A 26552-nucleotide genomic window follows, 5' to 3' on the forward strand; every position below is an offset into this window, starting at 1 on the left:
CTCATTCGGGTGGGTTGGGGGATTGCCCGGCGGGCAGCGTGAAGAGAAAGACCATGCCGCGCGGCACATTCGCCGCGAACCGTATCACGCCGCCATGCTGCTCAACCACGGTGCGGCACAGGTTCAGGCCCAGGCCGGTGCCTTGCGCACGCGTGGTGAAGAACGGCGTGAAGAGCTCCCCCGCTACCTCGGGGGCGATGCCCTTGCCGCAGTCAACGACCACGAACTCCAGCCACGCGCCCTGCGCACCGGGCAGCGCGGCGCGCACCTGCAGCTCCAGCACCCGCGTGTCGGGCGGCGTGTCTTCCATGGCCTGGATGGCGTTGCGCGCGAGGTTGAGCAGCACCTGCTCGACCATGGTGCGGTCGCACAGCACCGGAGGCAGCCCCGGCGCCACGCTGCTGACCAGGCGCACGCCGTTGGCGCGCGCCTGCAGGTGGATCAGTGGCAGCACGGCGCCCAGCAGGGCCTCGGCGGGTACGGGTTCGCGTGCCTGGCCGCGGCGGCGCACCAGGCTGTGCACGCCTTGCACCACGCGGCCCGCGCGCGCAGCCTGGTCGGCAATGTGCTGCACGGCACTGCGCAGGTCTTGCAGCAGGGTGTGCCGTGCGTCGGCATCGCTGGCATCGTCATGGGCCAGCAGATTGAGGGCGCCGGTGGCGTAGCTGGATATCGCGGCCAGGGGCTGATTGATTTCATGGCTCAGGAGCGAGGCCATCTCTCCCACCGTGGCGAGGTGGGCCGTTGCCTCCAGCCGTTCCTGCGCGGCGCGCGACTGCGCCTCGACGCGTCGTTGCGCACTCACGTCCAGCACCGCGCTCATCCAGCCCTGGTGCCGGCCTTGCGCATCAAGCAGCGGGGTTTCGAAAATGAGCACATCCAGGCGCGTGCCGTCCTTGCGCAGGTACTGCGCCTCCAGGCCCTCGTGCGCCGTTTGCGGCGAGCGCCTGTGTAGGCTCTGCTGGTACATCGCGGCCAGCTCGGGGGGCCAGTAAGGCGCAGGCATGTCGCGCCCCAGCAGTTCTTCGGCAGAAAAGCCGACCATGGCGCAAAAGGCCTGGTTCACGTAGGTCACCCGGCCACGCAGATCGCGTGCGCGCAGGCCCGCGACCAGCGAGTCCTCCATGGCCTGGCGAAACGCCAGCGCTTCGCCCAGCTCGCGTTCCGCATCCAGGCGCCGCCGGTTGTCACGCACCAGCATGGCCACCACACCAGCCAGGGCCAGGGCCATGGCGGCTACCAGGGCCGTGACCAGGGAGGGAAACAGGTGGGGTTCGCTATGCCAGCCGTCGAGGCGCAGCACCAGTGCGGTGCCGTTGAGGTTCAACAGTTGCTGCGTGGTGAACAGGCGTGGGCCGCGCTGCGTTGCGCCGATCAGCGCCAGGCGGGTGCCATCGGGGTCGGTGAAGGAAACCTCCTGGTTGCCTGCGAGGTTGTGGCTGGTGGTGGTCGAGAGGAGGTCCTGCAGGGCGTAGGTGGCGACGATGAAGCCCTCCATGTGGCCGTTTGCCGCCAGGGGCAGGCACAGCTCCAGCAGCTCTGCGCCCAGGCCGTCGCTGTAGGGCTGGAAATAGCTGCCAGCGTACGCTGGCGCGGTCAGGCGGCGGGCGTTGGCGCAGGCCATGGCGGCGCTGCCGTGCGGGTCAGCGCGGATGGCCGCGTTCCAGTCGATGGGGTGGTAGGGCGACTGGGCCTGCGCCGTTATGTGCAGATCCGCATCGCGCCACTCGATACGCACCAGCGCGCGCTGGGCTTGCAGCAGCGCGCTGGCTTGCTCCTGCCATGCGGCGTTTGGTGTCGCGCCGGAGCCGAGTACCGCCAGGCTTTGCTGGTCGCGCGCCAGGGCGAAGCGGATGTCTGTAATGGCCGTGGCGGCATCTCTTCCCAGGCGTTCCTGGATTTGCCCGGCCTCGTGGCGCCCGGCCAGCCATACCAGCGTGGCCAGCATGCAGGCCAGCAACACCACCAGTGCGGCCCAGAGCGACCAGCGGTGCCACGACGGCAGGGCTGTGCGCCGCGCGTTCACAGGATGCGGTGTTCTCGCGCGGGCAGCTGCTCGCGCCAGGCCTGCATGCGTGGACGCTCCAGCGTGCCCAGTACGACGCCCGAGCCCTGCGCTTGCTGTGCCTGCACCTGGCCCCAGGGGTCGATGCACATGCTATGGCCCCAGGTGCGGCGGCCATTCTCATGCTGGCCGCCTTGCGCCGGGGCGAGCACGTATGCGAGGTTTTCGATGGCGCGCGCGCGCAGCAGCAGCTCCCAATGCGCCTGCCCCGTGGTGTAGGTGAAGGCACTGGGCACGAGCAGCAGATCGGCCCCGGCCTGTGACAGCGCGCGGTACAGCTCGGGAAAGCGCAGGTCGTAGCACACGGAAAGGCCTACGCGCCAGAGGCTGCCGTCGCGTGCGCCGATGTCCAGCGTCACGGGCTGGCGCCCCGCAGCGACGACGCGTGCCTCTTCGTAGCGTTCGCGTCCGTTGTCGAACTGGAACAGGTGGATCTTGTCGTAGCGCGCCACCCGCTCGCCCGTGGGGGCGAACGCCAGGCTGCTGTTGGTGACCCGTGTGCCGTCGCCGGTGCGCAGCGGCAGCGTGCCGCCCACGATCCACAGCCCCAGGGTGCGCGCTGCATCGGCCAGGAAGTCCTGTACCGGGCCGTTGCCTGGCGCTTCGGCGTGGGCCAGCTTGTCCTGGTCGCGGTGGCCCATGGCGGCAAAGTACTCGGGCAGCACCGCCAGCTCTGCGCCGCGATCGCAGGCCTGCGATAGCAGGCTGCGCGCCTGCGCCAGGTTGGCCTCAAGGCTGGCCCCGGAGACCATTTGCACTGCGGCGACTTTCATTCGTTCTCTCCTTTACCAGTGCTGCTTGGCGCATCCTTGCGCCGCTGCAGGCGCACCACACGCGGGTCATCCCAATGGCCTTCGATGCGAAATTCTTGTGTGGCGGCAGAAATCAGGGGGCCACGCAGGAACACCTGCGCCAGGAAGCTGCCCAGGCCGATCACCGGATTGATGGCCGTAGCCACGAGCGACGCCGTCATGGCGTTGACCTCGGGTACCACGACGACATGCAGACTCTGCGTCTCGTGCTGGATGTCGGCCTGGCCCTCCATGAGGACGGCGGCGTTCACGCCCTTCATTTGCAGATTGTTGGTGAAGGCGACGCCGCGCTCAACGCGCACGTCGCCACGCACGAAGTCGAAAGAGAAACCCTCGCTGAACACATCGCGGAAGTCCAGCGTGAGGCGCCGAGGCAGCGACTGCAGGCTGAGCACGCCCAGCAGTTTGGCCAGGCCTGGGTCGGCCTTGAGAAACTGGCCGCTTTCCATGTCGATATGCAGCTGCCCGGTCATGGAGTGGTAGTCTGGATTGAGGGGTGATCCGAGCCAGGCCACCTGTCCCTCCAGCCGGCCTTTGCCCTTGCGCACCACGCCTGGCATGCCCAGGCGTCCCAGCAGTTCGCCCGCGTCGTTGATGTCCAGGCGCATGTTCATCACCGTGCGGCGCTCCGGGGCGTGGCGCGCACCCTCGCCCGTCAGCAGCGCCCAGTTGCCGCTGCCGGTGAATTGGGCCTCGGGCGTGCGCAGGTTGAACTTGGCCAGGCGCCATTCGCGCGGCGCGTGGTCGCCGCCGCCGCGGTTCTGCGCCTCAATCTCCAGCTGGCCCAGGTGCCGCCCGCCGAGCTCGAAGTCCTGAACCACGATGTCCAGTGCCGGCAGCGTGCGGGGTTGCTCGTCAAGCAGCTTATCCACGGCCGTGGCGGAGCTCTGTGGCAGCGCCAGACGCGTCAGGCGTGCATGGAGTCGGCCCGCCGGGTCGCGCACCGAGCCCGGGTGGTATTGCACGTGGCCAGAGAGCTCGCGCGCGTCCAGGCTGGCCTGCCAGGAGCCACCGCTCTGCGTTGCGCCCACAACCAGGTTGTGCAGTGTGCGTCCGTCGAGGGTTACCTGGTCGGCGCGCAGGGCCAGGCGGGTTGGCAGGTACTCCTGCATGGCGTGTCTTGGCGTGTCCTGCGTGCTGCCCGCCAGCGCCTCGGCCAGCTTTTCCCAGGCGTCTACGTCGATGTGATCCAGCCTGGCGTTGGCTGCTACCCCGGCATCCGGCAGGTCCGGCGCTTCGCCCGCGCCCACGCTGATGCTGCCGCGCAGTACCTGCGGCTGTGCGCCGCCCAGGTCGCGCAGGTACTGTGCTTTGCCCAAGGCGCCCAGATCCAGCGTCAACAGATCCTGCACTGGCGCCTTGCTGCCAGGCGCTGCGGCTTCGCGCGTGAGTTGCTTGTCGAAGCGCAGGGGCTGGGTGGCATCGGCCTTTTTGTTCAATGGCGCGGGCAGTTCCAGCGCCATGCCTTGCAGGGCTGTCGTGACCTGCAACTCGGGTACGCCGCGGCGCACTGTCAGGGCGAACTGGTAGGGCGTGCTGCCACTGGCGTGCTGCGCCAAGCGCGCCAGCAGGCCCAGTTCGTGCGCCTGGCGCAGCCCTTCCGCAGTGGCAAGGCCCTGGGCCCGCACCTGCACCGGGGCGTCGGTGCCGCGCATGCCCCCTTCCAGGCGCACCTCGCCGCCCAGCGCCTGCGCGCGCACCCCGGCGAGGGTGAAGCCGGTGTCGCTGAACTGCACGGCACCACGCACGCGCGACAGCACCGGTGCGTCGGGCGTGATCTGCACCTCGTTGCTGCCCGAGAAGGCCACGCTGCCCTGCACGCGTGACGCATGGATTTGGCTGACCGGAAGTGCCAGCTTCAACTGCAGCTCGGCCTGGCCACTGCCCTTGGCGTGGTCGAGGGCATGGGTGGCCAGAGCGGCGATGGGGGAGTGCGCCACCACGGACAGCATGTCCGCCAGCGGACCGCGCCCCTGCGCCTGTACGGCGACCTCGGTATGCATCAGATTAGGAATCTGCGCCTCGATCTGTCCCATGCGCAGTTGCGGCGTGCCTTTGAAACTGGCGCTGGCCTTGCGCACCGCCATGCTGTAACGATCAAACACCAGCTCCCCCGAGAGCTGCGTCAATGCGGGCCAGGGCAATTCCCCCGCCCCCTGCAGGCGCGGTGGCACGTAGGCGTAGGTGGCGTTTTGGATCTTCGCTGCGATGTGGAACTCCCCCTGCTCCGGCCGTTCGAAAGGCAGGTCGTGCAAGTCGCCGCGCACCTTGAAGCGCACCTGGTTTGACGTGCCCGCCTGCACCGCGTCGCGTACGTAGTGGCGCACCTCGGCATCGATGGACAGGGGCAGGTAGCGGTGCACGCGCGTGCCGTCGGCGCGCTGCAGCTGGCCTTGCAGGTCCAGGATTCCGGGAAAGCGCGATTTGCCAGGCGAGCGGGCCGGGTCGCTGGTGCGCCAGCTGAGCTGGGCCTGGCCTTGTGCGTCGGCATTCGCGAAACGAATGTCGGAGGCCTGCAGCGCGATGTGTTCGCCCTGGAGGCTCCAGCGCAGCGTGGCGGACAGGCGCTGCAGCGGCACCACCGCTTCCTCGAAGACGCCAGGCAGCGCCAATGCCCCCTGAGCGATAGCTAATTGCGCCTTGCCGCCGCCCTGGTTCAGATCGAAGCTTACGCTGGCACCGCGCAGGCCGAAGTCCTGCGGCTGATAGCCTGGGGGCGCATCGGTTGGCGGTGCGGCCAGGGCCAGGTCCGTGGCGCGCCCTTTGATCTGGTACTGCTGCAGGTGGGCCCATGGCCCCCGCCATCGCGCGTCAATGTCTTGCACCAGCCCCTGCGGGGCATAGCGGCGCAGCGCGCCGTGGGCCACATCGCCCAGGGGCAATGCGCTGGCAATCTGGGCCAGTGCGGCCAGGTCGAGTCGGTCGGCACGTAGCTCGCCCTGCGCTGCGTGGCTGCCGTCCGCTTGCGTTTGGCGCAGCGTCAGGTTGCCCCCGGGCCAAACCAGACCGTCCTCGGTGCTGAACTGCAGGGATTGCGTGGCCAGCTCAAACCCTTCGTCCCAATGGCTGGCGCTGATGCGCCCAGCGATGCCACGCAAGGCCAGGGGCGCCAGTTGTGCGCCCAGAGTGGCGTGCACGTCTGCCAGTCGCATGTCCACGCTGCCTCCGGTGGCCTGGCCGCGTTGCACGTCGATCCAGGCCCGCACCGCGCCGTGGCCGCGCGCCAGCGTGATGTCCCCCAGGTCGGCATGCTGGCGCAGCTGCGCTACGTCCACGCGTGGAAACATGGCGTACAACTGGCCGCTCCAGCGTTCCCAGGCGCCCGCATGGACGGACAGCAAGGGCTCGCGCAACTGCCCCATCAGGGTGAAGCGCTCGCCCCAGTCTGGCGGCGGCGTCGCGTCGAGGCGCAAGCTGTGGCGCCAGCCGCGGTTACGCAACACGATGTCTACCGCGTCCAAGGCCAGCGGCGGTGCTGGATGCAGGGCGTCGCTCCAGTGCACCGTGCCGCCGCGCACCACCACTTCGCCCTGGGAGAAGAGCCAGTCGGCGGCACCACCATCGCTGGCGCCCCCTGGGGTGAACGGCAGGCCGGCAATGAACAGCTTCCCGTCAGCCGCACGCCGGATATCGAGTGCGGGCCGCTCGATATACAGCTGCTCAAACCCCATACGCAGCAGTGAGCGCGGCGACAGCGCCACCACCACGCGCGGCAACTGCAGCGCGGTGCGCCCATCGGCGTCGAGCAGTGCCACGTCTTCCAGTTCGAACGAGGGCACCAGCACTTCGGTGCGTGCGTGCAAGGCGCCAATGCGCACGGGTACCCCCAAGGCGCGCGCGGCGTAGGCTTCGAGCTGCGGGCGGAATTCGTCCACACGCGGCACAATCAGGCCGTGCAGCAACCCCCACGCCAAGGCCAGCAAAAGCCACAGGGCCAGCAACAAGCCCAGGGACCAGCGCGCGAAGCCGGCGACCCATCGCAGCAAACGGGGTGGGTGGGTGATCGGTTCGGTCATGGCGCGCGGGAATGTGGCGGGAATTATCACCCGCGGCCCCGTGCCGTTTTCGTGCGTTCCCCCTTGTTGACAGGTCGTTTCCTTTCGTTGCCCCGCCTTTAAAGAACGCATGCAGTCCGCAGATCTTTCTTCCTCCACCGCGCCGGCCCCCGCGCCCGCTCAGGCCGCGTACTCCCGCTTCTTCCAGCGCCTCCACCGACGCTACGCCGAAGAGCTTGCGCTGCTGCCACCCGGGCCGCCGACGCGCGCGTCCATGGAAGCGGCGCTGGCGGTGCTCATGGCACGCGGCCCGGGCGGGGCGGCGGGCCTGGGTGTGGCGCTGCGTATCCTGCGCCAGATCGTGATGGAGCGCCTGATCGTGCTTGACTGCGACGGCCAGGCGCCGCTGGAGCAGATCACCGGCGCCGTGACCGCGCTGGCCGAGCTGGCGTTGGACCGCGCCTGCCAGCAGGTGCGCGCCGATCTGGACGAGCGCCATGGCGCGCCGCAGGGGCCGGGCGGGCGCAGTGTGCCGCTGTGGATTGTGGGCATGGGCAAGCTGGGCGCGCGTGAACTCAACGTGTCGAGCGACATTGATCTCATCTACGTCTACGAGCACGATGGCGAGACCGCTGGCCAGCCCGACGGGCGCGGCAAGCTCTCGCACCACGAATACTTCGCCCGGGCGGTGAAGGCCATCTATGGCCTGATCGGCGACACGACGGAGCATGGCTTCGTCTTCCGCGTCGATCTGGCACTGCGCCCGCACGGCAACTCGGGCCCCCCGGCCGTCTCGCTGCAGGCGTTGGAGGAGTACCTGCAGGTGCAGGGCCGCGAGTGGGAGCGTTTCGCCTGGCTCAAGAGCCGCGTGGTGGCGCCCCTGGAGAGCGTGAAGGGCCCCGAGGTGCTGGGATTGCGCGCTGCCGTGCTGCCCTTCGTTTTCCGCCGCTACCTCGACTACAGCGTGTTCGACGCGCTGCGCGGGCTGCACCGGCAGATCCGTGGCCACGCCATGCAGCGCAGCGCCGGCCGGCCTGAGCGTGCCAACGACGTCAAGCTGTCGCGTGGCGGCATCCGTGAGATCGAGTTCACCGTGCAGCTGTTGCAGGTGGTGCGCGGCGGCCAGTTCCCCGAGCTGCGCTGTCGTCCCACGCTGGAGGCCCTGCAGCGCCTGGCGCGTGCCGGCCTGATGCCGCAGGAGACGGCGGCGCAGTTGGCTGCGGCCTATGTTTTCCTGCGCCGGGTCGAGCACCGTATTCAGTACCTTGACGACCAGCAGACCCATGTGCTGCCCACGCGCGACGACGACCTGGGATGGATTGCCCAGACCCTGGGCATGGACACCTGCGCCTTCCTGCACCAGCTTGATGCGCACCGCGAGTTCGTGGCCCAGGAGTTCGACACCCTGCTGGGGGGCGCCGGCAAGAAGCAGTGCAATGGGGGCGGCTGCGGCGGGCCGCGGGCGCAAGGCGACGCCGCGCCCGAGCTCGACAGCCTGCTAGAGCAGCTCTCGGGCAATTTCCAGGAGCGTGTGGCCCAGTGGCGCACGCACCCGCGCGTGCTGGCGCTGCGCGACGAAGCGCGCGCGCGCCTGCTGCGCCTGGTGCAGCGCACCGCCCAGTGGTTGCGTGAGGGCAGCGTGAGCGAACAGGCCGCCGTGCGCCTGGTGGACTGGCTGGAGCCGCTGTTGCGCCGCGAGAGCTACCTGGCCCTGCTGCTGGAGCGCCCCTTTGTGCACGAGCGCCTGCTGCACCTGCTGGGCGCAGCGCGCTGGCCCGCACGCTACCTGCTGCAGCATCCGGGCGTGATTGATGAGCTGGCGGGCGAGGCCTTGCTGGCCGAGCGCTTCGTGGCCCCGGATTTCGAGCATGAGCTGGAGCTGCGCCGCACCGCGCTGCGCTCCACAGGCGAGGACGACGACGAGAACCTGCTCGACCTGCTGCGCCGCGCCCACCATGCCGAGGTCTTCCGCACCCTGGCGCGTGACGTGGAGGGCCGTATGAGCGTGGAACAGGTGGCTGACGACCTGTCGCTGCTGGCCGACAGCGTGCTGCGTGTCACCGCCAAGTGGTGCTGGGAGCGCCTGAAGACGCGCCACCGCGAGGTGCCGCAGTTCGCCATCATTGGCTACGGCAAGCTCGGCGGCAAGGAGCTGGGCTACGGCAGCGACCTGGACATCGTGTTTGTGTTCGACGACGACGACGAGCGCGCCCCCGAAATCTATTCCGCCTACGTGCGCAAGCTCATCAACTGGCTCACGGTGAAAACCGGCGAGGGTGACCTGTTCGAGATCGACACCGCGCTGCGCCCCAACGGCAACTCCGGCCTGCTGGTGACCAGCTTCACCGCCTATGCCGACTACCAGCAGCAGCGCGGCAGCAACACCGCCTGGACCTGGGAGCACCAGGCCATGACGCGCGCACGCTTCGTGCTTGGTAGCGAGGACCTGCGCGCGCGCTTCGACGCCGTGCGCGAGGCCGTCATCACCGCGCCACGCGATGCTGCGCTGCTGCGTGCCGAGATCACCGCCATGCGCGAGCGCGTGCGCGCCGCCCATCCGGTGCGCGGCGAGGGCTTCGACGTGAAGCACAGCCCCGGCGGCATGGTGGACGCGGAATTCGCCGTGCAGTACCTGGTGCTGTCGCAGTCTGGCGTGCACCCCGAACTCATTGGCAACGTGGGCAACATCGCACTGCTGCAGCGTGCTGAGGCCGGCGGCCTGCTGCCTGTGGGCGTGGGCCGTGCAGCGGCCGACGCCTACCGCGAGCTGCGCCGCGTGCAGCACCGCGCGCGGCTCAACGAGGACACCGCCCCGACCCCGCTCGACCAGGTGCGCACCCAGCGCGATGCCGTGCTGGCGCTGTGGGCGGCCGTTTTCGGCTGAGCGTGCTTTGGAGCCTTTTCGGGCTCCAGCCCAATAGGGGCGCGCGCGAGCAGCTATCAAGACAGTAGCTACCAAGGGCTTCCGGGGTTTAAACAAACGTTTGATTTATTGTGGTGTAATGCGGCGCTATGACTCGCGTGCGCCACCCATCCACCGACACCGTTCCCCCCGTGCCCACGGCCTCCGAGGGCGAGGCGCCGGCGCGCACGCGCCTGCTGCTGGCCGCGCTCCGGCTCTTTTCCGAACAGGGCTACGCCAAGACCTCCATCCGCGCCATCGCCGCCGCCGCCCAGGCCAACGTGGCGGCGGTGAGCTACTACTTCGGCGACAAGGCCGCGCTCTACGCCGCCGTCTTCTCCGAGCCGCTGGGCGACATGCACTCGCTTATCCCCGATTTCACCGACCCTGACATGCCGTTGCGCGAGGCGCTGCAGTGCTACTTCCGCGGGGCGCTGGCACCATTGCAGCAGGGCGAGCTGATGCGCCAGTGCGTGCGCCTGCATATCCGCGAGATACTGGAGCCCACTGGGCAACGCGATCGCCACATGGACAAGAACGCACGCCAGCCCCATCAGGCGTTCGTCGGCCTGCTGTGCCGCCATATGGGCGTGACCCAGGCGGACGACGGCATGCACCGCCTGGCGTTCATCCTTGCGGGGCTGGCCTTCCAGCTATGGAGCCACCGCGAGGTGGTGGATGCCATGCGCCCTCAACTGCTGGCCACGCCCGAGGCGGTCGATGCCTGGATTGACCGCATGACCGCCTACGCCCTGGCCATCGTGGCCGCCGAGCAGGCGCTGCGCGGCGCCGAGCCGCCTGCCCCCGCCTCCGCTTCCGCCGCGCGCGCGCCGCGCAGAAAGAAGACCGCACCATGACCCTCTCCATACTCGGCCGCCTGGCGCTGGCGGCCGCTCCCCTGGCGCTGGCGGCCTGCGCGGTCGGCGCGCCGCCGCCCAGCGTGCCGGCCGCGGTGCCCGCGGGGTGGCAGGCACCGCTGCCCCATGGCGCCAGCGTGGCCGACCTGGCGCACTGGTGGCAGCGCATGGACGATCCGCTGCTGGTGGAACTGATCGCCGCGGCGCAGGAGGTCAGCCCGTCCATGGCCCAGGCCCGTTCGCGCCTGGCGCAGGCGCGCGCCAGCCAGGTGGCGGCCCGCGCGGCCCTGTGGCCGGCGCTGGACGCCCAGGCCACCGCCCGCAGGGGGCTGGACACGCAGCAAGGCGGGCTCAACACCGTGGCCCAGGGCACGCTGCAGGCGAGCTGGGAAGTCGATCTTTTCGGCGGCAACGCGGCCCAGGGCGAGGCCGCCGCGCAGCGCCTGGCCGGGGCGCGGGCGCAATGGCACGAGGCGCGCGTCTCGGTCGCCGCCGAGGTGGCGCTGGCCACCAGCGAATGGCGCCAGTGCAGGCAGTTGCAGGCGGTGGCGCAGGCCGATGCGCAGTCGCGCGGCGAGACCGCGCGGCTGGCGCGCCTGTCCGAGCAGGCCGGCTTCACCGCCCCCGCCACGGCGGCGCTGGCCCAGGCCAGCCAGGCCGAGGGCCAGGCGCGCGCGGTGCAGCAGCGTCTGCAGTGCGAGGTGGCCCTGAAGGGGCTGGTGGCGCTCACCGGCTGGGACGAGCCGGTGCTGCGCGAGCGCCTGTCCGCCCAGCCAGCGCAGGAAGCACCCGATGCGCTGTTCGCGGTCGGCGCGCTGCCGGCCCAGGTACTGGCGCAGCGGCCCGACCTCTACAGCGCCGAGCGCGAAGTGGCCGCCGCCAGTGCCGAGGTGGGCAGCGCCCGGGCCCAGCGCTATCCGCGCCTGGTGCTCAGCGGCACGGTGGGCGCGGGCTGGCTGAGCATGGGCGGGCAGCAGCAGGGGGCCAACGCCTGGGCGCTGGGCCCCGCCACGCTGAGCCTGCCGCTGTTCGACGGCGGCCGCCGGGCCGCTCAGGTGGACGCGGCGCAGGCGCGCTACGACGAAGCCGTGGCGCTGTACCGGGCCCGCGTGCGCCAGGCCGTGAGCGAGGTCGAGCAGGCCCTGGTGCGCCTGCAGGGCGCGGCCGAGCGCAGCGCCGACGCCGCGCGCGCCGCCCAGGGCTACCACACCGCCTACCTCGCGGCCGAGGCGCGCTGGCGCGGCGGGCTGGCGAGCCTGATGGAACTCGAAGAGGTGCGCCGCAGCGCGCTGGCCGCGCAAACCGCCGTGGTGAACCTGCGCCAGGAGCGCATGGCCGCCTGGGTGGCCCTGTACCGCGCCGCGGGCGGCGGCTGGGACGCGGATGCGCCCGGGCCCGACGCGGCCCCGCTCCCCGTGGCCGCGCGGGCCACGCCCTGACCACGCCTTGATTGACAGCGGTTTTTCCGCACCCGAACCCATGAATGGACCTTCCATGCAGCGACTGTCTCCTTCTTCCCTGGCCTGGGCCCTGGCGGCGGCGGGCGTGCTCGCCCTGGGCGCCTGGCTGCTGCCCGCCGGCGCGTCGCGCGCCGCCGACGAGGCGCAGGCCGGCCAGCCCCGGCCCGCGCTGGCCGTGAACACCGTGGCGCCCGAGCGCGCCCCCCTGGCGCTGCAGCTCGCGGCCAACGGCAGCGTGGCCGCGTGGCAGGAGGCCAGCATCGGCGCCGAAAGCAACGGCCTGCGCCTGACCGATGTGCGCGTGAACGTGGGCGACGTGGTGCGCAAGGGCCAGCTGCTCGCCACCTTCGCCGACGACACCGTGCAGGCCGACGTGGCCCAGGCCCGCGCCAGCCTCATGGAAGCGCGCAGCAGCGCCGCCGAGGCCGCCGCCAACGACGAGCGCGCACGCACGCTGCAGGCCACGGGCGCCCTGAGCGCGCAGCAGATCCAGCAGTACGCCACGGCGGGCCAGACGGCGCAGGCGCGCGTCGAGGCGGCGCAGGCGCAGCTGCGCGTGCAGCAACTGCGCCTGGCGCACACGCGCGTGCTGGCGCCCGACGACGGCGTGATCTCGGCGCGCACGGCCACCGTGGGCGCCGTGCTGGGGGCGGGCACGGAGCTGTTCCGCATGGTGCGCAAGGGGCGCCTGGAGTGGCGCGCCGAAGTCACGTCGAGCGAGCTGCCGCGCATCCGCGCCGGGGCCAGGGCGCGCGTCACCGCCGCCAGCGGGGCCGAGGTGGAAGGCCGGGTGCGCATGGTGGCGCCCACGGTGGACCCGGCCACGCGCAACGCGCTGGTGTACGTGGATTTGCCCGCGCATGCCGACATCCGCGCGGGCATGTTCGCGCGCGGCGAATTCCTGCTGGGCGAGCGCAGCGCGCTCACCGTGCCGCAGTCGGCCCTGGTGGTTCGCGACGGCTTCAGCCACGTGTTCGAGGTGGTCGAGGGCAGCCGCGTGGCCATGCGTCGCGTGCAGACCGGCGAGCGTGCGGGCGCGCGCGTCGAGGTGCTGTCGGGCCTGGCCGAGGGCGCCGCCGTGGTGGCGCGCGGCGGCGCCTTCCTGAACGATGGCGACCTGGTGCGCGTGGAACCCGATTCCAAGCAAAAACAGGCTCCAGCGCCTGCTGGTCAAGCGCCAGCAGCTAGCAAATAAGGAGCGGATGCGATGAATCTGTCCGCTTGGTCGATCCGCAACCCGGTGCCGGCCGCCATGCTGTTCGTGCTGCTCACGTTCGCCGGGCTGCTGTCGTTCCGTGCCATGAAGGTGCAGAACTTTCCCGACATGGACCTGCCGGTGGTCATGGTGACGGCGGTGCTGCCCGGCGCCGCGCCGGGGCAGCTCGAAAGCGACGTGGTGCGCAAGATCGAGAACGCCATCGCCACCACGCAGGGGCTCAAGCACATCACCTCCACGCTGGTCGATGGCTCGGCCACCATCGCCGCCGAGTACCGGCTGGAAAAGCCGGTGCAGGAGGCGGTGGACGACGTGCGCTCCGCCGTCTCGCGCGTGCGCGCCGACCTGCCGGCCGACCTGCGCGACCCCATCGTCGCCAAGCTGGAGCTGTCGGCGCAGCCGGTGCAGGCGTATGCCATCGCCTCGGACCGCTGGGACGACGAAGCGCTGTCCTGGTTCGTCGATGACACGCTCACGCGCCGCCTGCTGGCCGTGCCGGGCGTGGGCGGCGTGGCGCGCGTGGGCGGCGTCACGCGCCAGGTGCAGGTGGCGCTGGACCCGCTGCGCCTGCAGGCGCTGAACGCGACGGCGGCGGATGTCTCGCGCCAGCTGCGCCAGGTGCAACTGGAGAGCGCGGGCGGCCGCGCCGACCTGGGCGGCGCCGAGCAGCCGGTACGCACCATCGCCACGGTGCAGACGGCGCAGGAACTCGCGGCCATGGACATTGCCCTGCCCGATGGCCGCCGCGTGCGGCTCGACCAGGTGGCGACCGTGACCGACACCATCGCCGAGCCGCGCTCGGCGGCGCTGCTCGATGGCCGCAGCGTGATCGGCTTCGAGGTCTCGCGCAGCCGCGGCGCCAGCGAGGTCGAGGTGGGCGCGGGCGTGCAGCGCGCGCTCGACCAGCTGCAGGCCGACTTTCCGCACCTCCAGCTCACGCGCACGGTGGACTTCGTGGACATCGCGCAGGATGAGTACGACAGCTCCATGAAGCTGCTGTACGAGGGCGGTTTCCTCGCCGTGGTGGTGGTGTGGCTGTTCCTGCGCGACTGGCGGGCAACAATAGTTTCCGCCGTGGCGTTGCCGCTGTCGGTCATTCCGGCCTTCATCGGCATGCACTGGCTGGGCTTTTCCATCAACATCATCACGCTGCTGGCGCTGTCGCTGGTGGTGGGCATTCTGGTGGACGACGCCATCGTCGAGGTGGAAAACATCGTGCGCCACCTGCGCATGGGCAAGACGCCGTACCAGGCGGCCATGGAGGCGGCGGACGAGATCGGCCTGGCCGTCATCGCCACCACCTTCACGCTGATTGCGGTGTTCCTGCCCACGGCCTTCATGGCGGGCATTCCGGGGCGCTTCTTCAAGCAGTTCGGCTGGACGGCGGCGCTGGCGGTGTTCGCCTCGCTGGTGGTGGCGCGCCTGCTCACGCCCATGATGGCGGCCTACATCATGAAGCCCCTGGTGGCGGTGGAAAAGGAGCCGCGCTGGCTGGCGCTGTACATGCGCGCCTCGGCCTGGTGCCTGCGCCACCGGCTGCGCACGCTGCTCGGCGCCCTGCTGTTCTTCGCCGGCTCGCTGGCGCTGATTCCGCTGCTGCCCTCGGGCTTCATCCCGGCGGACGACAACCAGCAGACCCAGGTCACGCTGGAGCTGCCGCCCGGCAGCCTGCTGGCCGACACGCGCGCCGCCGTGGCCCAGGCCAGCGAGCGCGTGGCGCGCGTGGGCTATGTGCAGAGCATCTACACGGCCATTGGCGGCGGCTCGGCGGGCGCCGACCCGTTCGCGGGCAGCGGCGCGGCCGACCCGCGCAAGGCCACGCTCACGCTGCGCATGGCGCCGCGCGGCCAGCGCCCGCTGAAGCAGGAGATCGAGCGGCGCCTGCGCGCCGAACTCGCCGACCTGCCGGGCGTGCGCGTGAAGATCGGCCTGGGCGGATCGAACGACAAGTACGTGCTCGCCCTGGCGAGCGAGGACCCGCAGGCCCTGGCCGACGCCGCGCGCGCCGTGGAGCGCGACCTGCGCACCATCCCCGGCATCGGCAACGTCGGCTCCAGCGCCAGCCTGGTGCGGCCCGAGATCGCCGTGCGCCCCGACTTCGCGCGCGCCGCCGACCTGGGCGTGACCACCAGCGCCATCGCCGAGACGCTGCGCGTGGCCACCGTGGGCGACTACGAGCAGTACCTGCCCAAGCTGAACCTGGCGCAGCGCCAGGTGCCCATCGTCGTGCGCCTGCCCGACGCCGCGCGCGAGGACCTGTCGGTGCTGGCGCGCCTGGCGGTGCCGGGCAGCAAGGGCCCGGTGCGCCTGGGCGAGGTCGCCTCGCTGGAGCTGGCGGGCGGGCCGGCCGTGATTGGCCGCTACGACCGCGCGCGCAACGTCAACTTCGAGATCGAGCTGGGCGAGCGCGGCCTGGGCGAAGTCACCGAGGCCGTGCGCCAGCTGCCCGCCATGGCCGGCCTGCCGCACAGCGTGCGCCCGATCGACGTGGGCGACGCCGAGATGATGGGCGAGCTGTTCGCCAGCTTCGGCCTGGCGATGCTCACCGGCGTGCTGTGCATCTACCTGGTGCTGGTGCTGCTGTTCAAGGACTTCCTGCAGCCCGTGACCATCCTGGCGGCGCTGCCGCTGTCGCTGGGCGGCGCCTTCGTGGGGCTGCTGCTGGCGGGCAAGAGCTTCTCCATGCCCTCGCTCATCGGGCTCATCATGCTCATGGGCATCGCCACCAAGAACTCCATCCTGCTGGTGGAATACGCCATCGTGGCGCGGCGCGACCATGGCCTGGGCCGCCTGGACGCGCTGCTCGACGCCTGCCACAAGCGCGCGCGGCCCATCATCATGACCACGCTGGCCATGGGCGCGGGCATGCTGCCCATCGCGCTGGCCTGGGGCGGGGCGGACATGAGCTTCCGCTCGCCCATGGCGGTGGCGGTGATCGGCGGGCTCATCACCTCCACGGTGCTGAGCCTGCTCGTGGTGCCGGCGGTGTTCACCTACATCGACGACCTGGCGCAGTGGTTCCACCGCAAGGTGCTGCGCCGCGGCCCCCAGGGCCCCCGTGTGGGGGAAACCGCAGGGTGAGCCAGGGGGCCGGAGGGCCCTGGCCCTCTGGCGGGGCGGGATAATGGCGCGCAACCATGAACCTCGTCGCGCTGAACATCGACACCATTCCCCTGGGCCAGCCGCTGCCCTTCGCCCTGCGCGGCGCGCAGGGCGTGCTGCTGGCGCACAAAGGCTATGTCATCCGCAACCGCGCGGAGCTGGAGGTGCTGCTGGCGCGCGGCGTCAGCCTGTGCGTGGACACCGACGAGTCGGGCGACAGCCACCGCAGCTACCTGGCGCAACTGCACCAGATGCTGCAGTCCGACACCCAGCTCGGGCAGATTGCTGTGATGAAGATCAGTGCCAGCCCGGGTGCGGCGCCGCCGCGTGAACGCGAGCGCGAGACCGTAGGCCCGCCCGCCTGGCTGGAACTGCAGGTGCGCGCCACACAGCTCCTGCGCACGCCGCAGGGGCAGGAGTTTGGCCCACGCTTTCATGCCCTCCACGAAGAACTGGCGCGCCACTGCGCCCAGGCGCCTGACGCCGCGCTGCTGGCGCTGGTGCTGCTGTCGGCGCAGGAAACGCAGATGTACAGCGCCACCCACGCCATGCTGGTGTCGGTGGCGTGCATGGTCACCGCGCGCGAGACGCTGCGCTGGCCGGAGGCACGTGTGCTTCAGGTTGGCCGGGCCGCGCTTTCCATGAACATTTCCATGACGGCGCTGCAGGACCACCTGGCACAGCAGACCGATCCCCTGTCGTGGCCGCAAATCATGGCCATCGAGAACCACGCCATGCAGTCCGAAGCGCTGCTGCGCCAGCTGGGCGTGGCCGACCCGGTCTGGCTCGAAGCCGTGCGGCGCCACCACGAGCGCACACCCGGTCCGCTGGCACAAAAGAGCGAAGCCGAGCAACTGGCGCGGCTGATTCAGCGTGCCGATGTGTTTGGCGCACGCATCGCACCGCGCGCATCGCGCCAGCCCCTGCCGGTTACAGCGGCCATGCAGGGCAGCTACTACGACGAGACGCGCCAGGTCGATGAGGCCGGCGCCGCGCTCGTCAAGACGCTGGGCATCTACCCGCCCGGCGCCCTGGTGCGCCTGGCCAGCCAGGAGGTCGCTGTGGTGCTGCGCCGCGGTGCGACGGCCACGACGCCCCGCGTGGCCGTGGTGATTTCGCGCACGGGCATGCCCACGGGCGAAATGATTCCGCGCGACACCACCTTGCCTAACTGGAAAATCACGGGCCCCGTTGCCTACAAAGACGTGCGCGTGACCTGGCCGTTGGAGCGCATTCTGGCGTTGGTGTAGCCCCGGGGGCTGCAAGGCCTTGCCGGTCGAGTTACATTTGCTTGCAAACGGGGTCTGGAACTTTGGTTCGCCAGCCCCACTCTACAGAGCATGTGATCGCTAAGGACTCACTGCCCATTTTGATGTTGCGAAGCCTTTCGGTACTTTTCGACTGCAACCCTGGAACGCTTCTCCTCCCTCCCTCTCTTTCTTCGTTTCGGGACGCTTCGCAACTTTTTTTACACCCACAAAAAAGCCACCTTGCGGTGGCTTTTTTGTTGTCCCAGTAGCAAACCGACAACACGTTTTCAGGCCACAGGCCGGGTGTCGGCGAAGCTTGGGCGCTGCTGCAGCTTGTCCAGCAGCCGGCCCAGGTTGGGATGTTCAGAGCGCCAGTCGAGCTGCGGAAAGCGGAACTCCAGCCAGCCCAGCGCGCAGCCCACGGCGATGTCGGCCAGGCTCAGGTGGATGCCGCCGCAGCAAAAGGGTTTGTCACCCAGGCCTTGCGACATGGACTGCAGGCCTGCGTGCACCTTGCCCATCTGCCGGTCGATCCAGGCAGGGCTGCGCTGGCTTTCCAGGCGGCCCTCGAAAGTGTTCTCCAGGCGCACCAGGATGGCGGCGTCCAGCACGCCGTCGGCCAGGGCTTCCCAGGTCTTGACCTCGGCGCGCTCACGCCCCGGCGCGGGCAGCAGCCGGCCGACGGGGGAGAGCGTGTCCAGGTAGTCGACGATGACGCGCGAGTCGTACAGCGTGCCGCCGCCCTCCATGACCAGGCAGGGCACCTTGCCCAAGGGGTTGGTACGAGCGATCTGTGTGTCGGCGGCCCAGACGTTGTCGAGGACGAACTGGTAGTCGAGCTTCTTCTCTGCCATCACCACGCGCACTTTGCGCACGTAGGGGCTGGTGGTCGATCCGATCAGTTTCATGGTGCTGGCTCTGGCGCTGCGGGGCTGCCGATTCTATCGGGGGCCTGCTCTCCATGGCAGGGGCCACCTACAATGCAAGGCTATGTCCACCATCACCGCCCTGTCCCCGCTGGACGGCCGCTACGCCGCCAAACTCTCCACCCTGCGCCCCATCATGAGCGAGCACGGCTACATGCAGCGCCGTGTGCAGGTGGAGGTGGCCTGGTTCATTGCGCTGTCGGATGCGGGCTTTCCCGAGTTCAAGCCGCTGAGCGTTGGCGCACGCGCCTACCTGCTGGGCCTGGTGAAGAACTTCTCCGAGGCCGACTCGGCCGCCATCAAGGAAATCGAGAAGACCACCAACCACGACGTGAAGGCCGTGGAGTACTGGATCAAGAGCAAGTTTGAGGCACGGCCCGAGCTGGAGCGTGCCGCCGAGTTCGTGCACTTCGCTTGCACCAGCGAAGACATCAACAACACCAGCCACGCGCTGCAGCTGCGTGCCGGGCGTGACCAGGTGGTGCTGCCCAGCCTGGACCGCATCGTGCTCAAGCTGCGCGAGATGGCCAGCCTGTACGCCGACGTGCCCATGCTCAGCCGCACCCATGGCCAGACGGCCAGCCCCACCACCGTGGGCAAGGAGCTGGCCAACGTGGTGGTGCGCCTGCAGGGCGCGGTTGAGCGTATCTCGGCCGTGAAGATCATGGGCAAGATGAACGGTGCCGTGGGCAACTACAACGCCCACCTGGCGGCCTGGCCGGACTTTGACTGGGAGGCGTTCTCGCGCCGCGTGGTCGAGAAGCACGAGCCCGAGGGCCTGGGCCTGACCTTCCAGCCCTACTCGATCCAGATCGAGCCGCACGACTACATGGCCGAGCTGTTCGACGCCGTGGCGCGCGCCAACACCATCTTGGTGGACCTCTCGCGCGACATCTGGGGCTACGTCAGCCTGGGCTACTTCAAGCAAAAGTTGAAGGACGGCGAAATTGGCTCGTCCACCATGCCGCACAAGGTCAATCCCATCGACTTCGAAAACGCCGAGGGCAACCTGGGCCTGGCTAACGCGCTGCTGCGCCACCTGTCGGAGAAGCTGCCCATCAGCCGCTGGCAGCGCGACCTGACCGACTCCACCGTACTGCGCAACATCGGCGTGGCGCTGGGCTACGCCACTCTGGCCTACAGCTCGCTGCTCACCGGGCTGAACAAGCTGGAACTGAACGAAGAGGCGCTGCAGGCCGACCTCGATGCCTCGTGGGAAGTGCTGGCCGAACCCATCCAGACGGTGATGCGCCGCTTTGGCGTGCCGGGTGCTTACGAAAAGCTCAAGGAAGTCACGCGCGGCAAGACCGTGACGGCCGAGGCGCTGCATGGCCTGATCCAGTCGCTGGAGATTCCGCAGGCCGAAAAAGACCGCCTGCTGGCCATGACCCCCGGCTCCTACACCGGCAAGGCCGCCGAGCTGGCCCGCCGCGTGTAAGCGCACGGCAGGCGCACAGGCACGGTGCCTGCTGCGGCTGCTGCTTCTAAAACCATAGCTGCTGGCGCTTACTGCATAAGCGTTTGCGGCTCCTGGAGCTGCCAAAGCAAGCACTGGCTTGCGCTGGCAGCTCTTGTTTTTGATAGACCATGGCCCTCAAATCCACCATCTTCAAGGCGAACGTCGCCATTGCCGACATCGACCACGGCTACTACGCCGACCACGCGCTGACCCTGGCGCGCCACCCGAGCGAGACTGATGAGCGCATGATGGTGCGCCTCGTGGCCCTGGCGCTCAATGCCCACCAGCTCAACGACATGTGCAACGGCGATGGCACGCTGGCCTTTGGCGCGGGCCTGTCGGACCCCGATGACCCCGACGTCTCGCTGACCGACTTCACAGGGCAAAAACGCCTGTGGATCGAAGTCGGCCAGCCCGAGGAGAAACCCATCGCCAAGGCCTGCGGCAAAGCCGACGCCGTGGTGCTCTACCCCTTTCACCACGCCGCCGAGGTCTGGTGGAAAGGCATGGAGGGCAAGCTCGCGCGCCAGGACAAGCTGCAGGTGTGGCGCCTGCCGTCTGACACCGCCCAGGCGCTGGCCGCGCTGGCGGAACGCAGCATGCAGTTGCAGGCCACCATCCAGGAAGGCGCGCTGACGCTCAGCAGCAACCTGGGCACGGTGTTCGTGGAGCCACTGCGCTGGAAGTGAGCGCAACCTAACCGGCCGTGAGCCGTGAGCCGTGAGCAGGCTCAGGCAGTGCGCTCCATTGCGCGCTCGGCATAGCGCGTGAAACGCCAGGAGTCGCCCTCCGCCGTGATGCGGCGCCAGACGGCGCGCTTTTGCACCGGCGTCATGGCGGTCCACAGCTGCACCTCCTCGAAGCTGCGCCCGCAGCCTTTGCAGGTAGCGTCGCCTTGGCTGGTGGAGCAGATGGCGATGCATGGCGTGTCGGGCGTGGTGGCGTACCAGTCGAGCCAGGCGGCCAGCGCCGCAGGCGGCAGGCGCGTCTCGTCCACGTTCGACTGGCGGTGGAACACCATCAGCGCGTACGTCTCGGCCAGCGCGCGCCAAACGGGCGCGACGCTCACGCCGTCGGGCGGTGGCGCCTTGGCCCGCCAGTGGTTGATGGCGGCTTCAATGTCGGTGATGTGGATTCCAGCCATGGGGTGCAGCGATGGGGCGTGGATCATAGCCCCGAACCGCATGCCCCCGTGGCGGTGGCGTCAATGCCCCACGTGCTCCTTGCCGGGGGAGGTGCGCAGGCTCAGCCACATGGTCACGGCCAGGATGGCGATGACCACGCCCAGCGAGACGCTGACCGGAATCTTGAAAACGTCGATCAGGCACATCTTGGTACCGATGAACACCAGGATCAGGGCCAGGCCGTAGTTCAGCAGGTGGAACTTGTTGGCCACGGCGGCCAGCAGGAAGTACATGGCGCGCAGGCCCAGAATGGCGAAGACATTGCTGGTCAGCACGATGAACGGGTCGCTGGTCACGGCGAAGATCGCCGGGATGGAGTCCACCGCGAAAATCACGTCCGTCAGCGCGACCAGGCAGATCACCATGAGCAAGGGGGTGGCGATGCGCGTGCCGTTCTCCACGGTCCAGAATTTTTCGCCGTCGTAGTTGTGGCTCACGTGCATGACGCGGCGCAGCAGGCGCAGCGCGGGGTTGCCGTCCAGGCTCGGCTCCTCGCCGGCAGCCCACCACATCTTCACGCCGGTCAGGATCAGGAAGGCTCCGAACAGGTACAGGATCCAGTGGAACTGCTGGAGCAGCCAGCCGCCCACCAGAATCATGATGGTGCGCAGCACGATGGCGCCGATGATGCCGATCATGAGCACACGCTTCTGGTACGCCGCCGGTACGGCGAAGTAGCTGAAGATCAGCAGAAAGACAAAAATGTTGTCCACTGCCAGCGATTTCTCGATCAGGTAGCCGGTCAGAAACTCCAGGGCGCGCGTGTTGGCGGTTTCAACAGAGCCCGTGGCGTCGCGCACGGCCCACCACAACAGGCCATTGAAGGCGAAGCTCAGGGCGATCCAGACCAGGGACCAGTGCAGGGCTTCCTTGACGCCAATCTCATGCGCGCCCTGCTTGCGCAGGACGACGAAATCGACAAAGAGGGAAACGAGGACGACGGCGACGAATGCCGCCCACAGCCACAGGGGCGCAACGGTTTGCATGACAAAGACCTTTCGGAAGTGAAGCTACTTGCCGTCTGAAAGGTCTTGCGGGAGGGTGTAGGGTTTTTTGTCTCTGCGGGTTCCGGTGGCGCAAGGCCACGTGCTGACGAAACATCCGCACCGGCCGCCATGCTGCGCACCGGTTCGCTACTCCCCTTTCAGAAGAGTGCGGATTATGCGAATTTGCACAAATCCCATGCGTGGCGTGGGGTTGTTTCTGCGCCATTTGGATGTTCCAATCAGAGCCTCGAAGGGGAGTAGCTCCCATGGCCCGTGCCTCGGTCTCGTCCGGTGCGCGGGCTTGTCGGTTCTGTCGTCAGTACGAAGCGCATGCTTCCGGCAGCCCGGATCCGCCGCGTGGCACGCACGCCCGGATTGAGCAAGACCTTTGATGGCTCTTGGAGCGCATGGTTGGCCTGGGCGGTGACGCCGGGCGGGGCTGTGCCCTTGCCAGGGGCTGATCAAGGATGGCCTCCTCTCGACATACCGCGCACGCGGTAGGAGCGAATCCCTGACAGTCCCTGGTAGCCCGTTGGTGCGGGTGGTGTGGTGCCTTGTGGCGCGCGCCGTCCTTCGGTTACTGGTGATTGGGAAGCTATGGACTTTTTGACTTCGCCCGCGTTCTGGTTCGCGCTCGGGCAGATCATTCTCATCGACATTCTGCTGGGCGGCGACAACGCGGTGGTCATTGCACTGGCCTGCCGCAAGCTGCCGCCACAGCTGCGCACCAAAGGCATCCTCTGGGGCACGGCGGGGGCGATCCTGCTGCGTGTGGTGCTGATCGCCTTCGCCATGACGCTGCTGACGCTGTCGTTCATCAAGGTGCTGGGGGCCTTGCTGCTGCTGTGGATCGGCGTGAAGCTGATCGCGCCTGACGACGACGACCATGGCAACGTGCAAAGCAGCGACAAGCTGCTGGCGGCGATCCAGACCATCATCGTGGCCGACTTGGTCATGAGCGTGGACAACGTCATTGCCATTGCCGGCGCGGCCCATTCGGCGCCGGGCGAGCACCACCTGCTGCTCGTTGTGCTGGGCCTGATGATCTCCATTCCGATCATCGTTTGGGGCAGCCAAATCGTCATCAAGCTCATGGAACGCTTCCCGGTCGTCATCGTGTTTGGCGGCATGCTGCTGGGCTGGATCGCCGGCAGCATGGCCGTAACCGACCCCGTGTTCGTCAGCCCCGAGCAGTGGCAATGGGTGCCCAAGCTGACACCGTCCGATGCCGTCAAGCACGGCGCCAGCGTGGCGGGTGCGCTGCTGGTTCTGCTCATTGGCAAGTGGCTGCAGGCGCGCCGCAAGGCGGCCCTGCCCGACGCCGGACTCCACTGACCTCCCTTTCTTCGACAAAGGACAAGCCCCATGCAATCCGTGATCGTGTACATCGACGATGCCGACCATGCCCGTGCCGTGCTCGCACCCCTGGTGGCGCGTGCGGGTGCCGCGCCGTGCCGCTGGATCGTCGTGGCCTGCGCGCCGCGCATGACCCACCGCATCAGCAAGTGGGTCAGCCACAGTGCGCGCGAGAACTGGCGCGCCAAGTGGGCCGACAAGCTGTTCGCCCAGGTACTGCCCTGGCTGGGCCGCGGCAGCACCGATGTGACCACCGTGCTGGCCAAGGGACCGTTGCCCGAGTTGGCGGAGCAGCTGCAGGCCACGCATGGCATGGCCCAGGTGGTGGATGCACGCCGCCCCAAGGCTGCACCAGCGCCCCGTGGGGGGCACAACCCATCGTCGCTGCTGGCCGGGCTGAGCGCCTTGTTCGTGCTGGCCCTGGCCGACTGAGCAGCCGTTGCCCGATTGAACCAGGCGGCAGGCCGGTGCTATGCTGGCCCGCATGAAACTGCTGCTCAAATGGCTGCTCAGCGCCGCCGCCCTGCTCCTCGTGGCCTACCTCTACAGCGGTGTAGAGGTGCGCAGCTTTGGCGCTGCGCTGGTGGCTGCGTTCGTCATTGGCCTGTTCAACGTGGTCCTGCGCCCCGTGCTGGTGGTACTGACGTTGCCGGTGACGGTGGTCACCGTGGGGCTGTTCCTGTTCGTCATCAACGCGCTCATGTTCTGGGCCGCCGCGGGCGTGCTGGAGGGCTTTCACGTGCGCGGTTTTGGTGCCGCGCTGCTGGGCTCGCTGATGTACTCCGCGCTCGGCCTGCTGATCGAGTCAGCGCTCGGCGGCCTGTTCCCGAAGGCGTGAGGCCACGGTGCGCAGCCGGGTGTCAATGATCGACGCCTCGATGTAGTCGTTCGGCCCGTTGCGCTTGCGTGCCAACTCTTGTCCCGCCTTGAAACGGTCTACCGCCGCCGCGTAGTCGTAATGCGCCGCACGCGCCTCGGCCTCGGCGCGCAGGGCGCGTAGCGGCTGTCCCTGCTGCTGCCAGGCACTGGCCAGCAGCTGCCACAGCGTGGCGTCTTGCGGGTGCGTTGCCAGCCAGGTTTCCAAGGCGCTGGTGGCATCGCTGCCGCGGCCCAGGCGCACCAGCGTCTGGCTGCGCAGGGCCAACTCGGGCCGCGTGCCGCCCGCAGCGGGCAGGAGCTGCAAGGCGGCCTCGGGCTGGCCCGCCTGTAGTTCAACTTCGGCGGCCAGCAGCCGCGCCTGGCGCAGCGCACTGGCGTCGCCTTGCACCGCCTGGCGCAGAGGCTCCAGCATGCGCCGCGCGCCCGCCCAATCGCGCAGTTGCGCCTGGCTCAGCGCGGCGGCGTACCAGGCCGCCACGCGCTTGGGCAGGGGCTGGGCGGCAAAGCCCGTGCTGGCCGGCTCGGCGGCCCACTGGCGCAGCAGATCAATCCCGGGGCGCGACAGCACGCGTGCCCGCGCCGCCAGCATGGCGTGCTCCAGCGTGGCCACGGGCAACGACAGGCTGGCCTGCCCTGAGGGCAGGCGCGCGTGCATGTCCGCCATGCGTTCCGTGGTCAGCGGGTGGCTGCGCAGATAGGGCCAGCTGCCGTTGTCATTCAGGCGGTTGGCCTGCTGCAGCTTGTCGAACATGCTGACGAAGCCCTCGGGCGCGAAGCCCGCCGGGGCCATCAGGCCGTAGCCCATGCGGTCGGCTTCGCGCTCCATGTCGCGCGAGAAGTTGAGCTGGTTCTGCACCGCCAGCGCCTGCCCGCCCACCATCAGGGCTTGCCCGGCGTTCGGACTTTTGCTCGCCGCCAGGGCGCCCAACACCATGGCGCCGATCATCAGCGGCGTGGTGCGCTGCTGCTGCGCCATCAGGCGCGCGATGTGGCGCTGGGTGACGTGGCTGAGCTCATGCGCCATGACCGAGGCCAGCTCGTCGCGGCTGGCCACCACGCCGATCAGGCCCAGGTGCACGCCCATGTAGCCGCCGGGCAGGGCGAAGGCGTTCACCGTGCGGTCGCGGCCCAGCAAAATCTCCCAGGCAAAGCGCTCCTCCAGCTCGGGTGAGAGCTCGCCGCGCGCACGCGCGGCCACCACCAGGGACTGGAAAATGCCCTGCACGTACTCCTGCAGCACGGGGTCATCCACGTAGTCCGGGTCGCGATACAGCTCGCGGATGATGCTGTCGCCAATGCGCCGCTCGGCACTGGTCGTCAGCTCCAGCCCGTCGCCCAGCGTGGGCAGCGCTGGCTGTGCGTGGATACCAGGTGCCTGGAGTACACCGAATGCTATTAAAAGAGAAGCTGCTAGCGCTTTACCAGTATGCCTTGAAGGCCATTTTGGCTTGAAGTCTGTCACGACGATCCCTTGCTCCGCTGGCGGGGCGGACTACCAGCGGCAGCCCGGGTACATGGCCGTATGATGCCTTGCCGCGCCCCGTGTTCCGCAGACCTTCGTAACCCGCCATGTCCAGCACTTCCCCCCTCACCCATTTCGACGCCCAGGGCCAGGCCCACATGGTGGACGTGGGCGCCAAGCCTGCCACCCACCGCACGGCCATTGCCACTGGGCGCATCACCATGCAGCCTGCTACGTTGGCGCTGATTGAAAGCGGCAGCGCCAAAAAGGGCGACGTACTGGGCGCGGCCCGCATTGCCGGCATCATGGCCGCGAAGAAAACCAGCGACCTGATCCCCCTGTGCCACCCCCTGGCACTGACGCGGGTGGCGGTGGACTTCGTGCTGCACCCCGACGACAGCGCCGTGCAGTGCTCCGCCACGGTGGAAACCGTGGGCCCCACAGGGGTGGAGATGGAGGCTTTGACGGCGGTGCAGGTAGCGCTGCTGACGGTTTACGACATGTGCAAGGCGGCGGATAAGCGCATGGTGATCACCGGCGTGCAGGTACTGGAAAAGCACGGGGGAAAGTCTGGGAGCTTCGTCCATACCCCTGGAGGTGCGGGGTGATTTTGGGTGTAAAGCCAATCACAGCAAGCGCTG

The 26552-nt window shown here is 69.0% G+C and carries 19 protein-coding genes; 12 read left to right on the top strand and 7 right to left on the bottom strand.

The features are described 5' to 3' along the window. Position 1: 1 nt before the first annotated feature. Genes BN2503_RS02940 through BN2503_RS02950 form a run of 3 tightly spaced genes read right to left on the bottom strand, consistent with a single transcriptional unit; the run spans position 2 to position 6893 of the window. Positions 2-2026 carry an ATP-binding protein gene (locus BN2503_RS02940; RefSeq protein ID WP_054255151.1) on the bottom strand — a complete coding sequence of 675 codons (2025 nt, stop codon included), beginning with the start codon at positions 2024-2026 and terminating at the stop codon, positions 2-4. Then, positions 2023-2838, bottom strand: coding sequence for a carbon-nitrogen hydrolase family protein (locus BN2503_RS02945; RefSeq protein WP_054255152.1), 816 nt, complete (start codon positions 2836-2838; stop codon positions 2023-2025). The genes BN2503_RS02940 and BN2503_RS02945 overlap by 4 nt, the downstream gene beginning before the upstream one ends. Continuing rightward, entirely contained in the window at positions 2835-6893 is a 4059-nt protein-coding gene (locus BN2503_RS02950) for a YhdP family protein (RefSeq protein ID WP_054255153.1), read from the bottom strand. Before BN2503_RS02950 ends, BN2503_RS02945 begins: the two co-directional genes overlap by 4 nt. Before the next feature lie 109 nt (positions 6894-7002). Between BN2503_RS02950 and glnE the strand changes: the two genes are divergently transcribed. The 6 genes from glnE (at position 7003) to BN2503_RS02980 (ending at position 17659) form a co-directional block, all read left to right on the top strand. Next, positions 7003-9756: a bifunctional [glutamate--ammonia ligase]-adenylyl-L-tyrosine phosphorylase/[glutamate--ammonia-ligase] adenylyltransferase gene (gene glnE, locus BN2503_RS02955; protein ID WP_054255154.1), complete on the top strand. Its 2754-nt coding sequence runs from the start codon at positions 7003-7005 to the stop codon at positions 9754-9756. Positions 9757-9926: 170 nt separating this feature from the next. Beyond that, entirely contained in the window at positions 9927-10631 is a 705-nt protein-coding gene (locus BN2503_RS02960) for a CerR family C-terminal domain-containing protein (RefSeq protein ID WP_233494992.1), read from the top strand. Further along, a complete protein-coding gene (locus BN2503_RS02965; RefSeq protein WP_054255156.1) occupies positions 10628-12070 on the top strand; it encodes an efflux transporter outer membrane subunit in 1443 nt (480 codons plus the stop codon). Before BN2503_RS02960 ends, BN2503_RS02965 begins: the two co-directional genes overlap by 4 nt. A gap of 55 nt (positions 12071-12125) precedes the next feature. Further along, positions 12126-13286, top strand: a complete 1161-nt coding sequence (locus tag BN2503_RS02970; protein ID WP_054255157.1) for an efflux RND transporter periplasmic adaptor subunit — start codon at positions 12126-12128, stop codon at positions 13284-13286. 12 nt (positions 13287-13298) lie between these two features. Then, a complete protein-coding gene (locus tag BN2503_RS02975) occupies positions 13299-16388 on the top strand; it encodes an efflux RND transporter permease subunit (RefSeq protein WP_054255158.1) in 3090 nt (1029 codons plus the stop codon). 56 nt (positions 16389-16444) lie between these two features. Then, positions 16445-17659, top strand: a complete 1215-nt coding sequence (locus BN2503_RS02980; RefSeq protein ID WP_054255159.1) for an HD-GYP domain-containing protein — start codon at positions 16445-16447, stop codon at positions 17657-17659. A gap of 287 nt (positions 17660-17946) precedes the next feature. On the opposite strand, the gene BN2503_RS02985 is transcribed toward BN2503_RS02980, so the two are convergent. After that, complete coding sequence (locus BN2503_RS02985; RefSeq protein WP_054255160.1) at positions 17947-18567, bottom strand: glutathione S-transferase C-terminal domain-containing protein; 621 nt, start codon at positions 18565-18567, stop codon at positions 17947-17949. 82 nt (positions 18568-18649) lie between these two features. Here BN2503_RS02985 and purB point away from each other — a divergent pair, with 82 nt between their 5' ends. Continuing rightward, positions 18650-20023 (top strand): adenylosuccinate lyase, encoded by a 1374-nt coding sequence (gene purB, locus BN2503_RS02990; RefSeq protein WP_054255161.1) that lies wholly within the window; start codon positions 18650-18652, stop codon positions 20021-20023. Positions 20024-20172: 149 nt separating this feature from the next. Further along, on the top strand, positions 20173-20733 hold the full coding sequence (locus tag BN2503_RS02995) for a YaeQ family protein (RefSeq protein ID WP_054255162.1): 561 nt from the start codon (positions 20173-20175) through the stop codon (positions 20731-20733). Positions 20734-20774: 41 nt separating this feature from the next. Here BN2503_RS02995 and BN2503_RS03000 read toward each other — a convergent pair whose 3' ends face one another. Together BN2503_RS03000 and BN2503_RS03005 are read right to left on the bottom strand one after the other, a co-directional pair. After that, positions 20775-21188 (bottom strand): DUF3717 domain-containing protein, encoded by a 414-nt coding sequence (locus tag BN2503_RS03000; RefSeq protein ID WP_054255272.1) that lies wholly within the window; start codon positions 21186-21188, stop codon positions 20775-20777. A 60-nt stretch (positions 21189-21248) separates the two neighbouring features. Next, positions 21249-22214 (bottom strand): TerC family protein, encoded by a 966-nt coding sequence (locus BN2503_RS03005; protein WP_054255163.1) that lies wholly within the window; start codon positions 22212-22214, stop codon positions 21249-21251. A gap of 597 nt (positions 22215-22811) precedes the next feature. Here BN2503_RS03005 and BN2503_RS03010 point away from each other — a divergent pair. From BN2503_RS03010 to BN2503_RS03020, 3 genes are read left to right on the top strand one after another with little or no spacing between them, the layout of a single operon-like run. Next, positions 22812-23549 carry a TerC family protein gene (locus BN2503_RS03010; RefSeq protein WP_054255164.1) on the top strand — a complete coding sequence of 246 codons (738 nt, stop codon included), beginning with the start codon at positions 22812-22814 and terminating at the stop codon, positions 23547-23549. Between the two features lie 30 nt (positions 23550-23579). Next, a complete protein-coding gene (locus tag BN2503_RS03015) occupies positions 23580-24002 on the top strand; it encodes a hypothetical protein (protein WP_054255165.1) in 423 nt (140 codons plus the stop codon). A 52-nt stretch (positions 24003-24054) separates the two neighbouring features. Continuing rightward, positions 24055-24408 (top strand): phage holin family protein, encoded by a 354-nt coding sequence (locus BN2503_RS03020; RefSeq protein WP_054255273.1) that lies wholly within the window; start codon positions 24055-24057, stop codon positions 24406-24408. On the opposite strand, the gene BN2503_RS03025 is transcribed toward BN2503_RS03020, so the two are convergent. After that, the gene (locus BN2503_RS03025) at positions 24376-25911 is read right to left on the bottom strand and encodes a M48 family metalloprotease (RefSeq protein ID WP_054255166.1); all 1536 of its coding nucleotides are present in this window, start codon (positions 25909-25911) and stop codon (positions 24376-24378) included. The two genes, BN2503_RS03020 and BN2503_RS03025, sit on opposite strands and share 33 nt — an antisense overlap. A gap of 107 nt (positions 25912-26018) precedes the next feature. Here BN2503_RS03025 and moaC point away from each other — a divergent pair, with 107 nt between their 5' ends. Beyond that, positions 26019-26519 (top strand): cyclic pyranopterin monophosphate synthase MoaC, encoded by a 501-nt coding sequence (gene moaC, locus BN2503_RS03030; RefSeq protein WP_054255167.1) that lies wholly within the window; start codon positions 26019-26021, stop codon positions 26517-26519. Positions 26520-26552 lie beyond the last annotated feature (33 nt).

The sequence above is a fragment of the Paenacidovorax caeni genome (assembly GCF_001298675.1).
GTDB lineage: Bacteria > Pseudomonadota > Gammaproteobacteria > Burkholderiales > Burkholderiaceae_C > Paenacidovorax > Paenacidovorax caeni.

Coding starts and splice junctions, on each gene's coding strand:
- BN2503_RS02965 (WP_054255156.1), top strand. CDS start 10,628: ATGACCCTCTCCATACTCGGCCGCCTGGCGCTGGCGGCCGCTCCCCTG.
- moaC (WP_054255167.1), top strand. CDS start 26,019: ATGTCCAGCACTTCCCCCCTCACCCATTTCGACGCCCAGGGCCAGGCC.
- glnE (WP_054255154.1), top strand. CDS start 7,003: ATGCAGTCCGCAGATCTTTCTTCCTCCACCGCGCCGGCCCCCGCGCCC.
- BN2503_RS03010 (WP_054255164.1), top strand. CDS start 22,812: ATGGACTTTTTGACTTCGCCCGCGTTCTGGTTCGCGCTCGGGCAGATC.
- BN2503_RS03015 (WP_054255165.1), top strand. CDS start 23,580: ATGCAATCCGTGATCGTGTACATCGACGATGCCGACCATGCCCGTGCC.
- BN2503_RS02980 (WP_054255159.1), top strand. CDS start 16,445: ATGAACCTCGTCGCGCTGAACATCGACACCATTCCCCTGGGCCAGCCG.
- BN2503_RS03005 (WP_054255163.1), bottom strand. CDS start 22,214: ATGCAAACCGTTGCGCCCCTGTGGCTGTGGGCGGCATTCGTCGCCGTC.
- BN2503_RS02985 (WP_054255160.1), bottom strand. CDS start 18,567: ATGAAACTGATCGGATCGACCACCAGCCCCTACGTGCGCAAAGTGCGC.
- BN2503_RS02950 (WP_054255153.1), bottom strand. CDS start 6,893: ATGACCGAACCGATCACCCACCCACCCCGTTTGCTGCGATGGGTCGCC.
- BN2503_RS03020 (WP_054255273.1), top strand. CDS start 24,055: ATGAAACTGCTGCTCAAATGGCTGCTCAGCGCCGCCGCCCTGCTCCTC.
- BN2503_RS02995 (WP_054255162.1), top strand. CDS start 20,173: ATGGCCCTCAAATCCACCATCTTCAAGGCGAACGTCGCCATTGCCGAC.
- BN2503_RS03000 (WP_054255272.1), bottom strand. CDS start 21,188: ATGGCTGGAATCCACATCACCGACATTGAAGCCGCCATCAACCACTGG.
- purB (WP_054255161.1), top strand. CDS start 18,650: ATGTCCACCATCACCGCCCTGTCCCCGCTGGACGGCCGCTACGCCGCC.
- BN2503_RS02970 (WP_054255157.1), top strand. CDS start 12,126: ATGCAGCGACTGTCTCCTTCTTCCCTGGCCTGGGCCCTGGCGGCGGCG.
- BN2503_RS02975 (WP_054255158.1), top strand. CDS start 13,299: ATGAATCTGTCCGCTTGGTCGATCCGCAACCCGGTGCCGGCCGCCATG.
- BN2503_RS02945 (WP_054255152.1), bottom strand. CDS start 2,838: ATGAAAGTCGCCGCAGTGCAAATGGTCTCCGGGGCCAGCCTTGAGGCC.